At 70.5% G+C, this 15,160-nt stretch carries 15 protein-coding genes; 7 read left to right on the forward strand and 8 right to left on the reverse strand.

Translation table 11 applies throughout. The annotated features are described in order from the left end of the window. Positions 1-259: 259 nt before the first annotated feature. The 5 genes from AC07DO_RS19135 to galU all read right to left on the reverse strand — a co-directional run bounded on the left by AC07DO_RS19135 (position 260) and on the right by galU (position 4,326). Complete coding sequence (locus AC07DO_RS19135) at positions 260-883, reverse strand: GNAT family N-acetyltransferase (RefSeq protein ID WP_479061600.1); 624 nt, start codon at positions 881-883, stop codon at positions 260-262. Next, positions 880-1,422 (reverse strand): MogA/MoaB family molybdenum cofactor biosynthesis protein, encoded by a 543-nt coding sequence (locus AC07DO_RS19140; RefSeq protein ID WP_479061011.1) that lies wholly within the window; start codon positions 1,420-1,422, stop codon positions 880-882. The genes AC07DO_RS19135 and AC07DO_RS19140 overlap by 4 nt, the downstream gene beginning before the upstream one ends. After that, positions 1,419-1,979, reverse strand: coding sequence for a cyclic pyranopterin monophosphate synthase MoaC (gene moaC, locus AC07DO_RS19145; protein ID WP_479061012.1), 561 nt, complete (start codon positions 1,977-1,979; stop codon positions 1,419-1,421). Before moaC ends, AC07DO_RS19140 begins: the two co-directional genes overlap by 4 nt. Before the next feature lie 84 nt (positions 1,980-2,063). Then, a complete protein-coding gene (gene glp, locus AC07DO_RS19150; protein ID WP_479061013.1) occupies positions 2,064-3,410 on the reverse strand; it encodes a molybdotransferase-like divisome protein Glp in 1,347 nt (448 codons plus the stop codon). A 4-nt stretch (positions 3,411-3,414) separates the two neighbouring features. Then, positions 3,415-4,326 carry a UTP--glucose-1-phosphate uridylyltransferase GalU gene (galU, locus tag AC07DO_RS19155; protein WP_479061014.1) on the reverse strand — a complete coding sequence of 304 codons (912 nt, stop codon included), beginning with the start codon at positions 4,324-4,326 and terminating at the stop codon, positions 3,415-3,417. A gap of 93 nt (positions 4,327-4,419) precedes the next feature. On the opposite strand from galU, the gene AC07DO_RS19160 reads away from it, so the two are divergent. Further along, positions 4,420-5,043 carry a 5-formyltetrahydrofolate cyclo-ligase gene (locus AC07DO_RS19160; RefSeq protein ID WP_479061015.1) on the forward strand — a complete coding sequence of 208 codons (624 nt, stop codon included), beginning with the start codon at positions 4,420-4,422 and terminating at the stop codon, positions 5,041-5,043. Between the two features lie 79 nt (positions 5,044-5,122). On the opposite strand, the gene AC07DO_RS19165 is transcribed toward AC07DO_RS19160, so the two are convergent. Next, a complete protein-coding gene (locus tag AC07DO_RS19165; RefSeq protein WP_479061016.1) occupies positions 5,123-8,020 on the reverse strand; it encodes a penicillin acylase family protein in 2,898 nt (965 codons plus the stop codon). Positions 8,021-8,288: 268 nt separating this feature from the next. Between AC07DO_RS19165 and AC07DO_RS19170 the strand changes: the two genes are divergently transcribed. From AC07DO_RS19170 to mscL, 6 genes are all read left to right on the forward strand, one after another. Continuing rightward, on the forward strand, positions 8,289-9,794 hold the full coding sequence (locus AC07DO_RS19170) for a potassium/proton antiporter (RefSeq protein ID WP_479061602.1): 1,506 nt from the start codon (positions 8,289-8,291) through the stop codon (positions 9,792-9,794). 225 nt (positions 9,795-10,019) lie between these two features. Next, positions 10,020-11,288, forward strand: a complete 1,269-nt coding sequence (locus tag AC07DO_RS19175; protein ID WP_479061017.1) for an MFS transporter — start codon at positions 10,020-10,022, stop codon at positions 11,286-11,288. Between the two features lie 67 nt (positions 11,289-11,355). Next, positions 11,356-11,700, forward strand: coding sequence for an FmdB family zinc ribbon protein (locus tag AC07DO_RS19180; protein ID WP_479061018.1), 345 nt, complete (start codon positions 11,356-11,358; stop codon positions 11,698-11,700). Positions 11,701-11,820: 120 nt separating this feature from the next. Beyond that, entirely contained in the window at positions 11,821-12,678 is an 858-nt protein-coding gene (locus AC07DO_RS19185; protein WP_479061019.1) for an S-methyl-5'-thioadenosine phosphorylase, read from the forward strand. A gap of 170 nt (positions 12,679-12,848) precedes the next feature. Continuing rightward, the gene (locus AC07DO_RS19190; RefSeq protein WP_479061020.1) at positions 12,849-13,397 is read left to right on the forward strand and encodes a hypothetical protein; all 549 of its coding nucleotides are present in this window, start codon (positions 12,849-12,851) and stop codon (positions 13,395-13,397) included. A gap of 135 nt (positions 13,398-13,532) precedes the next feature. After that, a complete protein-coding gene (mscL, locus tag AC07DO_RS19195; protein ID WP_479061021.1) occupies positions 13,533-14,009 on the forward strand; it encodes a large conductance mechanosensitive channel protein MscL in 477 nt (158 codons plus the stop codon). 7 nt (positions 14,010-14,016) lie between these two features. Here mscL and AC07DO_RS19200 read toward each other — a convergent pair whose 3' ends face one another. Next, positions 14,017-14,220 carry a hypothetical protein gene (locus AC07DO_RS19200; RefSeq protein ID WP_479061022.1) on the reverse strand — a complete coding sequence of 68 codons (204 nt, stop codon included), beginning with the start codon at positions 14,218-14,220 and terminating at the stop codon, positions 14,017-14,019. 37 nt (positions 14,221-14,257) lie between these two features. After that, the gene (pflA, locus tag AC07DO_RS19205; RefSeq protein ID WP_479061024.1) at positions 14,258-15,079 is read right to left on the reverse strand and encodes a pyruvate formate-lyase-activating protein; all 822 of its coding nucleotides are present in this window, start codon (positions 15,077-15,079) and stop codon (positions 14,258-14,260) included. Positions 15,080-15,160: the final 81 nt, after the last annotated feature.

A 15,160-nucleotide genomic window follows, 5' to 3' on the forward strand; every position in this document is an offset into this window, starting at 1 on the left:
TGTGAGGCCATCTGCCAATTGCGCCGGTGTGTCGCACGATCTGGCTGATATCTCGAACTTTTTTTGTGACTGGTGCGATCAACGGGCCGCCGAGAGCGGGAAATTAATGCCTGAGACAAGTCTCATACGCGTCTCAGACGGTCGTTCGGGCGGTAATTTCGAACACTTATTTCATTTACGGGGGTCGAGAACCGGCCGGAGCCGTGAACAGGTCCGGACCAGCCCACCGGCTCATGGGGCCAGGTCACGGGCCGGGCCGCTAAGCCGTGTTCCGAGGCCGCGCCCGGTGCCAGCGGCGCAACAAACCTTCCGGAACCTCTTCGGTCGTGAGCGCGAAGACGAGATGATCGCGCCACGCTCCGTCGATGTGCAGATACCGCGGGCGAAGACCCTCCTCGCGGAATCCGAGTTTCTCCACGACCCGTCGGCTCGGGGTGTTCTCGGGTCGAATACAGACCTCGATACGGTGCAGCCCGACCGATCGGAAGCAGTGGTCGACGGCGAGCGCGACGGCGGTCGGCATGACCCCGCGGCCCGCGACGGACCGGTCGACCCAGTAGCCGACGTGGCCCGAGCACATCGAGCCCCAGGTGATCCCGGCGACCGTCAGCTGTCCGACGAGACGGCCCTGGTACTCGATGACGAAGGGCAGCATCCGGCCCGCGTTGGCCTCCGCGCGCAGATGACGGACCATCTGCCGGTAGGTGGGGCGGTGCACGATCGGGCCGCTCGGGGTGGGCGGCGGAATCGTCGCCTCCCAGGGGCGCAGCCAGTCCCGGTTGCGCCGGTTGACCTCGCGCCAGGCCCGCTGGTCGCGCATCTTTATGGGACGGAGGGCGATGTCGCCGTCCGTCAGCTCGACGGGCCAGGAGGAGCCGTTCAGCTCGCACCCCCCGGCGGACCCGGGTGGTCGCCGCCGCGCAGCTGGTCGACGGCGTGCTTCAGCAGCGGCTCCAGGACGGCGAGACCGTCGCGTACGCCTCCGGTGGAGCCCGGCAGGTTCACGATGAGCGTCCGGCCCGCGACACCCGCGAGTCCCCGCGAGAGCGCGGCCGTGGGGACCTTCTCCCTGCCGTACGCCCGAATCGCCTCCCCGATGCCCGGCACCTCGTGGTCGATGACGCGGCGCGTGGCCTCGGGCGTGCGGTCGGTGGGCGAGATGCCGGTGCCCCCGGTGGTCAGGATGACGTCGTAGCCGGCCTCGGCGCCCGCGCGCAGAGCCTGTTCGACGGGGTCGCCGTCGGGGACGACCCGCGGCCCGTCGACGGCGAAGCCGAGCGCGGTCAGGCCCTCGGCGAGGATCGGGCCGCCCTTGTCGGCGTAGACACCGGCGGCGGCGCGGTTGGAGGCGGTCACGACGAGCGCGCTGTACGGCGCGGGCAGCGCGCCGCCGACCGATGTGTCGAGGTCCTGGCTGCTCATGCCTGCTCTCCCGCCCGCTCCTTCGTCGGCTCTTGGGACCGCTCGCCGTCGCGCTGCCAGTGCCCCGACTTGCCGCCGGTCTTCTCCTCGACCCGTACGTCCGTGATGACGGCACCCTTGTCGACGGCCTTGACCATGTCGACGACCGTGAGGGCCGCGACGCTCACCGCAGTGAGGGCCTCCATCTCGACGCCCGTGCGGTCGGTCGTCTTCACGGTGGCGAGGATCTCCACGGCGTCGTCCGCCACGGAGAGGTCGAGCTTCACTCCGGAGACGGCCAGCGGGTGGCAGAGCGGGATCAGGTCCGGGGTGCGCTTGGCCCCCATGATCCCCGCGATCCGCGCGGTCGCCAGGGCGTCACCCTTGGGCACGCCCTCGCCGCGCAGCAGCTCGATCACGCGCGGCGAGACCAGGACGCGGCCGCTGGCGCGGGCGGTGCGCGCCGTGACGTCCTTGGCGGACACGTCGACCATGCGGGCGGCGCCCGCCTCGTCGATGTGGGTCAGTCGCTGCTGCTCAGGGGCTCCGGGGGTGTTCCCCCGGGAAATCGCGGTCATGTGCTTGGCGCTCCCGGTCCGGGCGCCGCGCGGTGCGGCGCGCGGGCCTGTTGTGCGCGACACGGTACCGCGCGGGCGGCCTCCTCAGCCGAGCAGGACCACCTCGACCTCGGCGGCGGGCTCCACCGAAGTGGTGTCCTCGGGGATGACGATCAGCGCGTTCGCGTGCGCGAGAGCCGCGATCAGGTGCGAGCCCGACCCGCCGACGGGCGTCACGCGGCCCGCCTCGGCGTCGTACCGCCCGCGGAGGAACTGGCGGCGCCCTGCGGGAGAGGACAGCGCCTTGTCCGACAGGAGCTCCGCGCGCGTGGTGGTCCTGCGCACCTCGGGCAGGCCCATGAGGGTGCGGATCGCGGGGCGCACGAAGAGCTCGAAGGAGACGTACGAGGAGACCGGGTTGCCCGGCAGCGCGAGCAGCGGTGTGTGGTCGGGGCCGATGGAGCCAAACCCCTGGGGCTTGCCGGGCTGCATGGCGACCTTGCGGAACTCGACGCCGCTGCCCGCCCCGATGCCGTCCCCGTCGTCGGGGTCGCCGATGGCGGACAGGGCCTCCTTCACGACGTCGTACGCCCCCACGCTCACGCCGCCCGTGGTGACGATGAGGTCGGCGCGGATCAGCTGGTCCTCGATGGTGGAGCGCAGCGTCTCGGCGTCGTCGGCGACGGCGCCCACGCGGTAGGCGATGGCTCCGGCGTCGCGGGCCGCGGCGGTGAGGGTGAAGCTGTTGGAGTCGAAGATCTGGCCGTCCGCCAACTGTTCGCCCGGCTGGATCAGTTCGCTGCCGGTGGACATGACGACCACGCGCGGGCGGGGGCGCACCTTCACCGTGCCGCGGCCGATCGCTGCGAGCAGGGCGATCTGCGGGGGGCCGAGGACGGCGCCCGCGGCCAGGGCGCGGTCGCCCGCCTGGACGTCGCTGCCGCGGGCCCGCACGTGCGCGCGGGCCTCTGCGGGGCGGTGCACGCGCACCTCGCCCGACGCGCCCTCAGGGGCGGCGCTGTGGGCGCGCATTCCGGAGACGGGGCCCTCGCCCAGGCCCCCGTCGGTCCACTCCACGGGGACGACGGCCTCGGCGCCGGGCGGCAGCGGGGCCCCGGTCATGATGCGGGCGGCCTGGCCGGGGCCGACGGTGGGCTGCTCGCCCGCGCCCGCGGCCACGTCGCCGACGACCGCGAGGACGGCGGGGAACTCCTCGCTCGCGCCCGCGACATCGGCGACCCGCACCGCGTACCCGTCCATGGAGCTGTTGTCGAAGGGCGGCAGCGAGACGGGCACCGTCACGTCCTCGACCAGGACGCAGCCCTGTGCGTCGAGGAGTTGGAGCTCGATGGGTTCGAGCGGACGGACGGCTTCGAGGATGTCGTCCAGATGCTCTTCCACCGACCAGAACGGGTTCTGGCCGGTGGGCGGTGTCGTCGTGCTGCTGCTCAAAGTGCTACATCTCCTCGGTGACGTAACTGCGAAGCCAGGACCGGAAGTCCGGCCCCAGATCTTCACGTTCGCACGCGAGTCTGACAATGGCACGCAGATAGTCGCCGCGGTCGCCGGTGTCATAGCGGCGGCCCTTGAAGACGACGCCGTGCACCGGGCCGCCGACCTTCTCGTCCGCCGCGAGCTGCTGCAGGGCGTCGGTGAGCTGGATCTCGCCGCCGCGGCCCGGCTCGGTCTTGCGCAGTATGTCGAAGATGTTGGGGTCGAGGACGTAGCGCCCGATGATCGCGTAGTTCGACGGGGCGTCGGCGACGTCGGGCTTCTCGACCAGGTCGGTGACCTTGACGACGTCGCTGTCCTCGGTGGCGTCGACGGCGGCGCAGCCGTAGAGGTGGATCTGCTCGGGGGCGACCTCCATGAGGGCGATGACGCTGCCGCCGTGCCTCTCCTGGACCTCGACCATGCGGGCGAGGAGGGGGTCACGCGGGTCGATCAGGTCGTCGCCGAGGAGCACGGCGAACGGCTCGTGTCCGACGTGCGGAGCGGCGCACAGGACGGCGTGACCGAGCCCCTTGGGGTCGCCCTGGCGGACGTAGTGCATCGTCGCGAGGTCGCTGGACTCCTGGACCTTGGCGAGGCGCGCCTCGTCGCCCTTCTTCAGGAGGGCCGACTCCAGTTCGTAGTTGCGGTCGAAGTGGTCCTCCAGGGGGCGCTTGTTGCGACCCGTGATCATGAGGACGTCGTCGAGACCCGCGGACACGGCCTCCTCGACCACGTACTGGATCGCCGGCTTGTCGACGACCGGCAGCATCTCCTTGGGCGTGGCCTTGGTGGCCGGCAGGAAGCGCGTGCCGAGACCTGCGGCGGGGATGACCGCCTTGGTGATCCGGCCGTGGGGGGGTTGCGACTCAGTCATGCCGCCACCATATCCGGTGCGTATGTGTGGAATCTGTGGGTCCGGATTATTCATCGGCATATGCGCCGACCAGGAAGGAATTGCGTGATCTCCATGAACGGAACCAGCGGTACCGAGACCGAGGGCCAGCCAACCAAGCGCACGTTGCGGCAAGGCTTCCTCGCGGTGAGGAGCGGGTTGACTGAGGATGACGCACGGAAGGCGGCCGCGGTTCTCGCCGACCGCGCGCTCGGCCTGCCGGAGCTCGCCGACGCGCGGACCGTCGCGGCCTACGTGTCCATGGGCGGCGAACCCGGCACCGGCCCCCTGCTCGACGCCCTCCACGCGCGCGGGACGCGTGTCCTGCTGCCGGTGCTGCTCCCGGACAACGACCTGGACTGGGGCGCGTACGACGGGGCGGGCTCCCTGACCCGCGTACAACACCCCGGAAAGATCGACCTTTTGGAGCCGTCCGGGCCGCGGCTCGGGCCGGACGCTGTCCTGGAGGCGGACGCCGTGCTGCTGCCGGGGCTCGCCGTGGACGCGCGCGGGATGCGGCTCGGGCGGGGCGGCGGATCGTACGACCGCGTCCTCACCCGGCTGGAGCGCGCGGCCGCCGATCCCGCGCTCGTGGTGCTCCTGTACGACTCCGAAGTCGTCGCGCACCTCCCCGACGAGGAGCACGACCGGCCGGTGCACGCCGTCGTGTCGCCTGCGGGGGCGCGCCGGTTCCGCTGAAGCCCCGCTGCCCCGGTATGCAGAGAGGGCCCCCCACGCGTGCGTGGGGGGCCCTCTCGGGATGTGCCGTACCCGGCCCTCAGGGGCGCAGGACCAGCTTGTCGCTCGTGCTGCCCTCGACCGCCTTGTCCGAGAACGCCCACGGCAGCAGTTCGCCCTTGGTCCACTTCTCCGTCTGGTCGGTGTAGTGGTCGTTGTAGGCGTGTCCCGACGCGCCGGTGAGGTTGATCCACTTGGACTTGTCGAGGTCCTTGAGGTTCACCACCATGCGCATGGAGGGCACCCAGAGCACTCCGTAGCCACCCGCCGCGTTCCAGCCGGTCGCGTTGACCGCCGCCTCGCCGCCGCCGAGGCTCCACGGGCCGCGGTTCAGGACCCACTGCAGCCAGCCGGGACCGTCGGTGCCGAGCGTCTGGTTCTTCAGTTCGAGCCGGTGCAGACGGCCCCAGCTCCAGGAGTCGACATCCTTGCCGAGCTTGGCCGTCAGGTCCCAGCGCGCGTCCTCAAGGGCCCGCTTGAACAGCTGGTCGCGGGTCTTGGTCTCCTCGTCGGTGCGGGTCTTCGGCGACTTCCACCAGTCGTTGGTCTCGTCGTCGATGATCTTGCGGATCACTTCGTAGTAGCGGTCGCCGCCGTCCGGCTGGGCCGAGTCGGCGTCGCGCTCACCGCACTCGCGGACCTTCTTGCCCTCGTCGGCCGGACCGGTGTTGCCGGCCGGCTCGACGCTCAGGCACTGCCCCTTGACGCGCAGCTCCTTGGGGAGCTTGTTGCCGATGGCCAGCTTGAGGATGTTGCGCCAGACCGAGTTGAAGTACGCGGCGGCCGCGGAGTCGGCGTCCTGGGTGTAGTCCCAGCCCTCCAGGAGCTTCTGCGCCTCGCGGACGTACTTGTCCTTGACGTCGATCTTCAGCAGCTTGGGCACGAGCAGCTTGGCGATCTCGCTGCTGTTGTCCATCTGCATGAGGCGCATGTCCTCGGTGGAGACCTTGCCGCCGTTCTTGATCTTCGACTGGATGAGGTCGTCGATCCGCTGGCTGCGCGCTCCGTAGCCCCAGTCCGAGGTGAGCTTGTACGGGTAGTCGGCCTGGTCGCGGTCGTCGATCACGGCCTGGTTGGCGGTGACGATGTAGCCGCGCTTCGGGTTGTACTCGTAGGGCAGCGCGTCCTGCGGGATGTAGCCGGTCCAGCGGTACGCGCGGTCCCAGCCCGGCGCGGGGAGCGAACCGTCGCCCTTGCCGCGCTTGGGGATCCGGCCCGGCGCCTGGTAGCCGATGTTGCCCTCGGTGTCGGCGTAGATCAGGTTCTGGGACGGCACTTCAAAAGAAGCGGCCGCCTTGCGGAACTCCGTGAAGTTCTTCGCCTTGTCGAGCTCGAAGACGGCGTCCATGGACTTGCCCGGATTCAGCGCGGTCCAGCGCAGCGCCACTCCGTAGCCGTCGCCCCGGTCGGGGGCCGCGGTGTCCACGCCGGCCTTCTTGCCGACCTTCACCAGCTCGTCGTCGCGGTCGGAGATCAGCGGTCCGTTGTTGGTCTCGCGGACCGTGATCTTCTTGTCCTTGCCGCCGGCGACCTTGATGGTCTCCTCGCGGGAGGTGAAGGGCTTCACCTTGCCGTCGTACTGGTAGCCGTCCCCGGTGAACTTCTCCAGGTACAGGTCCGTGACGTCGGCGCCGAGGTTCGTCATGCCCCAGGCGATGTCCTGGTTGTGGCCGATGACCACGCCCGGCATGCCGGAGAACGTGTAGCCCGAGACGTCGTACTGGCACTTCTCCGAGACCGAGCGGCAGTGCAGGCCCATCTGGTACCAGACGGACGGCAGCTGCGGCGCCAGGTGCGGGTCGTTCGCGAGGAGCGGCTTGCCGGTGATGGTGTGCTTGCCGGAGACGACCCAGGAGTTCGAGCCGATGCCGTTGCCGTTCGGGCCCAGGATGGCAGGGACCTCGTCCAGGGCACTGGAGACGCCGTTGAGCTGCGACTGCAACCCGTTGGGCGCCTCGCTGCCGCCCGCGAGGCCCGTACCGGCAGCGCCGCCGGTACCGGTACCGGTACCGGTACCGGTGCCGGTGCCGGTCCCCGTGCCACCGGTCCCCGTGCCACCGGTCCCCGTACCGCCTGTTCCAGTTCCGGTTCCGGTTCCGGTTCCGGACGTACCCGTGCCCGTGCCGCCGGCTCCGGACTGGGTCCCGGTGGCCTTGGCCTCGGGGTCGTACTTCCCGGTGACGCTGCTGTAGGCGCCCTCCCGCACGACGGGCTTGTTCCGCTTGTACGGGTACTCGGGGTACAGGTCCTTGATCTGCGACGGGCCGAGACGGCTCGTCATCAGCGAGCGGTCGATCTCGTCCTTCATGTTGCCGCGCAGGTCCCAGGCCATGGCCTTGAGCCACGCCACGGAGTCGACGGGGGTCCACTCCTGCGGCTTGTAGTCGTTCTCGAAGCCGAGCGCCGCGTACTCGACGGAGATGTCCTTGCCGTCCTTGCCCGCGAGGTAGGCGTTGACTCCCTTGGCGTACGCCTGGAGGTACTTCTTCGTCTCCGGCGAGAGCTTGGAGTCGTACTCCTTCTTCGCCACCCGGTGCCAGCCGAGCGTGCGCAGGAATTCATCGGTCTTGACCTGGCTCTTCCCGAACATCTCGGAGAGCCGCCCGGAGGTCATATGACGGCGGACGTCCATCTCCCAGAAGCGGTCCTGCGCCTGGACGAAGCCCTGGGCCATGAAGAGATCCGCGTCCGACTCGGCGTAGATCTGCGGGATTCCGTTCCCGTCGCGCTTCACGTCGACGGGACCGGCGAGGCCGTCGAGCTTGATCGTTCCCTTGGTCTGCGGGAAGGAGGCGCGCACGGTGCTGACGCTCCAGTACGCGCCGAAGCCGATGCCTCCGACGATGGCCAGGACCAGGACGATCACGACGAGTCGGGCTCGGCGCCCCTTCTTCTTGCCGGACTTATGACCGGAAGAGGCGTTGGTGTTGGAGGGCATCGCTGTCCTTGCTGTCCTTACGCGAGCGGCAGGGCGGGCTGTGCTGTCGACTTGGGCGGCTCTGGGAGCGCAGGAGCAACCATAGGCGCAGGGCGTTGCGGCTCCGGACGCGGAGTCAGGAACCAAGCCCCCTTGAGATCGAATAGTCATTCGACGGCGTCAAGAAAGCGTTAACAATTAGGTAAGGTAACGAAGTACTCCTACGTAGTACTCGGCTTCGCGGAGGACCCCCTACGTAGTACTCAGCTCACGGAGGAAGGAACGGCCCCTGACTGTCCACCACCTGAACCAGCTCCTGCTCGTCTGCTCGCTCGTTCTGCTCGTCGCCGTCGCGGCGGTCCGCATCTCGTCGCGCAGCGGGCTCCCCAGCCTGCTGCTGTACCTGGGCATCGGCATCGCCATGGGCCAGGACGGCATCGGCGACGTCCACTTCGACAACGCCGAACTGACGCAGGTCATCGGCTACGCAGCCCTGGTCGTGATCCTCGCGGAGGGCGGCCTCGGGACGAAGTGGAAAGAGATCAAACCCGCGTTGCCCGCGGCGGCCGTACTGTCGACCGTCGGCGTCGCGGTGAGCGTCGGCGTCACCGCGGCGGGCGCCCACTACCTCGTGGGCCTCGAGTGGCGGCAGGCACTGATCATCGGCGCGGTGGTCTCGTCCACGGACGCGGCCGCGGTCTTCTCGGTGCTGCGCAAGGTGCCCCTCCCCTCGCGCGTGACGGGTGTACTGGAAGCGGAGTCGGGGTTCAACGACGCCCCTGTGGTGATCCTCGTCGTGGCGTTCTCCACGGCGGGACCGGTGGACGACTGGTACGTACTGCTCGGCGAGATCGCCCTGGAGCTGGCGATCGGCGCCGCGATAGGCCTCGCCGTCGGCTGGCTCGGCGCCTTCGGCCTGCGGCACGTGGCACTGCCCGCCTCCGGCCTGTACCCCATCGCCGTCATGGCCATCGCCGTCGCCGCGTACGCCGCGGGCGCGATGGCACACGGCAGCGGATTCCTCGCCGTCTATCTCGCCTCGATGGTGCTCGGCAACGCCAGACTGCCGCACTGGCCGGCCACCCGCGGCTTCGCCGAGGGCCTCGGCTGGCTCGCCCAGATCGGCATGTTCGTCCTGCTCGGCCTGCTGGTCACACCGCACGACCTGCTCGACGACACCTGGCCCGCGATCGTCATCGGCCTGGTCCTGACGGTGGTGGCACGACCCCTGGAAGTCATCCTCAGCCTGCTGCCGTTCCGCGTGCCCTGGCCGGAGAAGGCCCTGCTGTCCTGGGCCGGCCTGCGCGGCGCCGTGCCCATCATCCTGGCGACGATCCCCATGGTGAGCGGCGTCGACGACAGCCAGCGGATCTTCAACATCGTCTTCGTCCTGGTCGTCGTCTACACCCTCATCCAGGGCCCCACGCTGCCCTGGCTGGCCAGGAAGCTGCGCCTGGGCGACTCCTCGGAGGCCGCCGACCTCGGCATCGAATCGGCGCCGCTGGAGCGGCTCCAGGGCCATCTGCTGTCGGTGGCCATCCCCAAGGAATCGCGCATGCACGGCGTCGAGGTGGCCGAGCTGCGGCTGCCCACGGGCTCCGCGGTCACGCTGGTCGTCCGCGACGGCGAATCGTTCGTGCCGCTGCCGACGACGGTCCTGCGGCGCGGCGACGAGCTCCTGGTGGTGGCGACCGACCCGGTCCGGGACGCCGCCGAGAAGCGGCTGCGCGCGGTCGGCAACGGCGGAAAGCTGGCCAGCTGGCTGGGAACCGACGGAGAAAAGCACCAATCGTAGGTGGCGGGGGTCTCATCGGCTGTAATCACAGGGGCTAATGGGACTCCCCCCTGTACGATAAAGGCATCTGATCGAACCAACTCTGCCTGAAGCAGAGCTGGCGCGACCGTATGGCGGTCGAGGCTCCCCCCGCAGTGGCGCCCGGCATCTACCGCAGTTCCGCGCAAGAGGACAGCTCTCGGCGCCCCCGCACGGGCGCTACCAGGCGGCAGAAAGGCACGGGCCGTGGCATCCACGGTCACCGAATCCCGCCCGGGCTACGGACAGCTCCTGCGCACCCCTCGCGCCTGGACGTTCCTGCTCCCCGGCTTCGCGGCGCGACAGCCGTTCGCGATGCTGACGATCTCCATCGTCCTGCTGGTGCAGCACACCACCGGCTCGTACGGTGCCGCGGGCGCCGTCTCGGCCGCCACCGGCGTCTCCATGGCGCTGTTCGCCCCCTTCAGCGGCAAGCTCGCCGACCGGTTCGGCCAGCGCGCCGTGCTGCTGCCCGGCGTCCTGGTCCACTCCGCCTCCGTCGTCACCTTGACGGTGCTCGCGCTCTCCGACGCCCCTCTGTGGACGCTGTTCGTGGCCGCCGTGCCCGCGGGCGCCTCCACGCCGCAGATCGGCCCCATGGTGCGCGCCCGCTGGGGCGTCATGCTCCAGGACACCCCCCTGGCCACCACCGCGGCCGCCTTCGAGTCGGTCACCGACGAGCTGACCTTCGTCCTCGGCCCGCTCCTCGCGACCGCGCTGTGCACCACCATCGACCCCTCCGCCGGACTCCTCGCCGAGGCCGGACTCACGCTGGTCGGCGGTCTCCTGTTCGCCGCGCAGAAGAGCACCCAGCCCAAGCCGTCCGCCGACGACGACCACGCACGCGTGGAGCACGTCTCTGCACTGCGCGTCCCCGGCGTGCGGGTCCTCATCGTCACGTTCCTCGGCATCGGCGCCGTCTTCGGCGGCATGCAGGTCTCGCTGGCCGCGTTCACCGAGTCGATCGGCGAGCCCGGCCTGAACGGTGTCCTGTACGGCACGTTCGCGGCGGGCAACATGCTCTCCGGCGTCGTCTGCGGCGCCATCGCCTGGAAGGTCTCCCCGCAGCGGCGGCTCCTGGTCGGCTACACGGCACTGACCCTGATGGCCTCCGGCCTGTGGGCGGCGCACTCCGTGCTGCTCCTCGCCGGGCTCGGCCTGCTGGTCGGCATCTGCATCGCGCCCGCCCTGATCACCGGCTACACGCTGGTCGACAAGCTGGTCGCGCCGACCGGCCGCACGGAGGCCTTCACCTGGCTGACCGGCGCGGTCGCGCTCGGCCAGGCGGCGGCCGTGACGGTCGCGGGACAGCTGGAGGACCGCTTCTGGGACGGGGCCGGGTTCCTGGTCCCGCTGGGCGGCACGGCACTGGCTCTCGTGGTCCTCGTGACGCTCCGCTCGCGGCTCGTCCCCAAGGCCCCGGGGCGCACGGTGGCGCGTGGCGTCGGTCACCGCGTGCCGGTGACGGTGGACTGATCCCGCGGAATACGTCACTATGGACCGTCGTTAGCACTCATCGAGTGAGAGTGCCAGGAGGAAGCAAGTGCCGACGTACCAGTACCAGTGCACCGAGTGCGGCGAGGGCCTCGAGGCGGTGCAGAAGTTCACCGATGACGCCCTGACGGTATGCCCCAACTGCGACGGACGCCTCAAGAAGGTGTTCTCGGCGGTCGGCATCGTCTTCAAGGGCTCCGGTTTCTACCGCAACGACAGCCGCGGCTCGTCGTCGAGCAGCACGCCGGCGAACGCCTCGTCGAAGTCGGGATCCGGCTCGTCGTCGTCCTCCTCGTCCACGTCGGACTCGAAGGCTGCTTCGTCCTCCTCGTCCTCGGACTCCAAGTCGTCCGGCTCCTCCTCGACGTCCGCGTCGTCGAGCTCGGCAGCCTAGGACTTCCCGCAGACCGTTCCGCCCGACCCCGCCGTCCTTGCGACGGCGGGGTCGTCGGCGCGTGCGGGAAACGTCGCGTCGGCGTGTGCCTCCCCGGACGGCCCGGCTACTGTGCGGGCCATGGTGAACACGGCGAACGCCACGCGGCCCGAAATCGGCGTCATAGGCGGCTCCGGCTTCTACTCCTTCCTCGACGACGTGACCGAGGTCCGGGTCGACACCCCTTACGGAGCTCCGAGCGACTCGCTCTTCCTCGGGGAGATCGCGGGACGCCGGGTCGCCTTCCTGCCCCGGCACGGTCGCGGCCACCATCTGCCGCCGCACCGCATCAACTACCGCGCCAACCTGTGGGCGTTGCGCTCCGTGGGCGTGCGCCAGGTCCTCGGCCCCTGCGCGGTCGGCGGGCTGCGGGCCGAGTACGGACCCGGCACGCTGCTGGTGCCCGACCAGCTCGTGGACCGCACGCAGACGCGCGCCCAGACGTACTTCGACGGGGCCCCGCTGCCGGACGGCAGCGTGCCGAACGTCGTCCACGTCTCGCTCGCCGACCCCTACTGCCCGGTGGGCCGCGACGCCGCCGTGCGGGCCGCCCGCGCCCGTGACTGGGAGCCGGTCGACGGCGGGACGCTCGTCGTGGTCGAGGGGCCGCGCTTCTCGACCCGGGCGGAGTCGCGCTGGTACGCGGCGCAGGGCTGGTCCGTGGTGGGCATGACCGGCCACCCCGAGGCGGCGCTCGCCCGCGAACTGGAGCTCTGCTACACGTCCTTGGCGCTGGTCACCGATCTGGACGCGGGTGCCGAGACCGGCGAGGGCGTCTCGCACGACGAGGTCCTGCGGGTCTTCGCCGCCAACGTGGACCGGCTGCGCGGCGTGCTGTTCGACGCGGTGGCAGGGTTGCCGGAAGGGGACGAGGGCCGTCGGGCGTGCCTGTGCGCGGGAGCGTTGGGCGGCGTGGACACGGGGATCCGGCTGCCGTGAGCAGTCGCGCGCCCTGGGGTGCGCCAGGCCCGTGAGCAGGCGGAAGCTCCCCTTCGGGTGAGGGAGTTGTCCACAACCGGCGGGTAGTCCACGGGGCTCAGCGGGGATCGGCGCGGGCCTGCATCGTGAGAGCGGAAGCCGAGCTCCTCGCATCGCAGGCGGTGGTTGTCGTGACGCACGTCCCTCCTCAGGCCCGACCGGAAGATCACGCATGTCCCGAGGGCCGCCGGGTCCCTCCCTTCCCGCCCGTGCGGGTGCGCGGCGGGCATCCGCGGCTCGGCCGGCTGCTGCGGCACAGACGCCGGGCGATGGCGGTGGGGCTCGCGATGACCGCGGCGGCCCTCGCCGGCACGGTCCCGCGTGAGGCGGTTCCACGGGAGGCGCCCGCGCCGCACGGGATCGCCGCTGCGGCGGAGAGGGCGGCGGGCAGGACTCCCGGGACGGCCACGGTGACCGCTCCCGTGCGCATCGCGGACGCGGACACCGTGCGACTGCTGCGCCCCGGCGACCGGATCGACGTGATCGCCTCCGCCGAATCGCCCGCAGGCGGGGCCGGGCCGCACGTGGTGGCGTCCGGGGCCCGGGTGACCGCCGTGCCCGAACCGGGGGAAGGCCCCGCCGAGAGCGGCGCGTTGGTCGTGCTGTCCGTCCCGAGGGACGCGGCGGCACGGCTCGCCGGTGCCGGAACGAGCGCGCGTCTGGCGGTGACCCTCCGATGAGGTGGAACGTTCACGATCGCACTCAAGACCTGTCAAGTCGCTGGTTCGTGGGAGCCAATTGGACAGGTCGGCCCAGGGCTCACGTAGGTTGCGAAGTTGTTTGTTCAGCAACCCGCACATGCAACGAAAGGCCTCGTGGTGAGCGCGAAGAAGGAACCGGGCGTCTGGGAGGGCTTCAAGGCCTTCCTGATGCGCGGCAATGTCGTCGACCTGGCGGTCGCGGTGGTCATCGGAGCCGCCTTCACGAACATCGTGAACTCGGTGGTGAAGGGCGTCATCAACCCGCTCGTCGGCGCCTTCGGCACGAAGGACCTCGATCACTACAGCTCGTGCCTGAAGTCCCCGTGCGAGATGAACGACGCGGGCGAGGTCGTCAAGGGCATCCCGATCATGTGGGGCACCGTGCTCAGCGCGGTCCTCAGCTTCGTGATCACCGCGGCCGTCGTGTACTTCCTGATGGTGCTGCCCATGGCCAAGTACCTGGCACGGGTGGCGGCCAAGAGGGCCGAGAAGGAGGGCACGCAGGAGGTCATCGAGGTGTCCGAGCTGGAGGTGCTCAAGGAGATCCGCGACGAGCTGGTGGCGCAGCGCGACGCGCGGCGCGAGGAGTAGCCCGGGCTCAGATGTGGTGGGGCGGCTTCTCGTCGAGGAAGCGCGCGAGGTCGGCAGCGCTGTCGCCGCGGGTGTCGGCCCGCTCGCCCCACCCACGGTCCGTGTCGTCCGATGACTGCTGCGCCAGCGGGTCTCCAAAGACCAGCGCGTTCTTCGGCTTGGGCGTCGGCTCGTCCGGATCGCGCGGTTCGGGGGCGGGGGCGGTACTCATGCCTCTAGGGTACGTCGGGCGCGGCTGCCCCCTCGATTCATACGGCTTTGAGGCCCTGAGCTGCGAAGATCTCCTTGGCGACGGTCACCTGCTCCGGGGTGGGCGACGGAGTGCCGCGCAGCGTGAAGTCCTTGCCGAGCGCGTCCCACTTCGCCTCCCCCAGCTTGTGGAAGGGCAGCACGTCGACGCGCGAGATGTTGCCGAGCGAGGCGGCGAACCGGGCGACGCCCTCGATGTTCGCCGGGTCGTCGGTCAGGCCAGGGACGAGGACGAAGCGGATCCAGGTCTCCTGGCCGAGGCCCGCGAGGCGGCGGGCGAAGTCGAGGGTGGGCCGCAGGGGGCGGCCGGTGACCGTGCGGTACGTCTCGGGGTCCCAGGACTTGATGTCGAGCAGGACCAGGTCGACGTCGCGCAGCAGGGCGTCGGTGGCGCGTGTGCCGAGGAAGCCGGACGTGTCGAGTGCGGTGTGCAGGCCCAGCTCGTGCTTGAGGCGGTGGAGCAGCTCGCCGGTGAAGACGGGCTGCAGCAGGGGCTCGCCGCCGCTGACGGTGGCGCCACCTCCGGCCGCGGAGATGAACTTCGTGTACTTGGCGGCTTCCGCGATCATGTCGTCCGCCGTGGTCCGCTTGCCGTCCCGCATCCGCCAGGTGTCGGGGTTGTGGCAGTACAGGCAGCTGAGGGGGCAGCCGGCGAGGAACGTGACGAAGCGCGACCCCGGGCCGTCGACGCCGGTGGACAGGTCCCAGGAGTGGATCGAGCCGGTGACGGGGCGGTGGGTGGCTGCCGCGGCGGGCGTGACCGCGTCGTCGTCGGTGGTGAGGGAGCGTACGGGGATGTCGGTTCCGAGCAGGACAGCCATGGCGTGACTCCTGGACTACTGGCAGGAAGCGGAGTGCGCGGCACCCGGGGCCCGGGTGAGGGCCGGGCCCCGGGGCCGCGG

This window comes from Streptomyces sp. NPDC045678, from assembly GCF_056432085.1.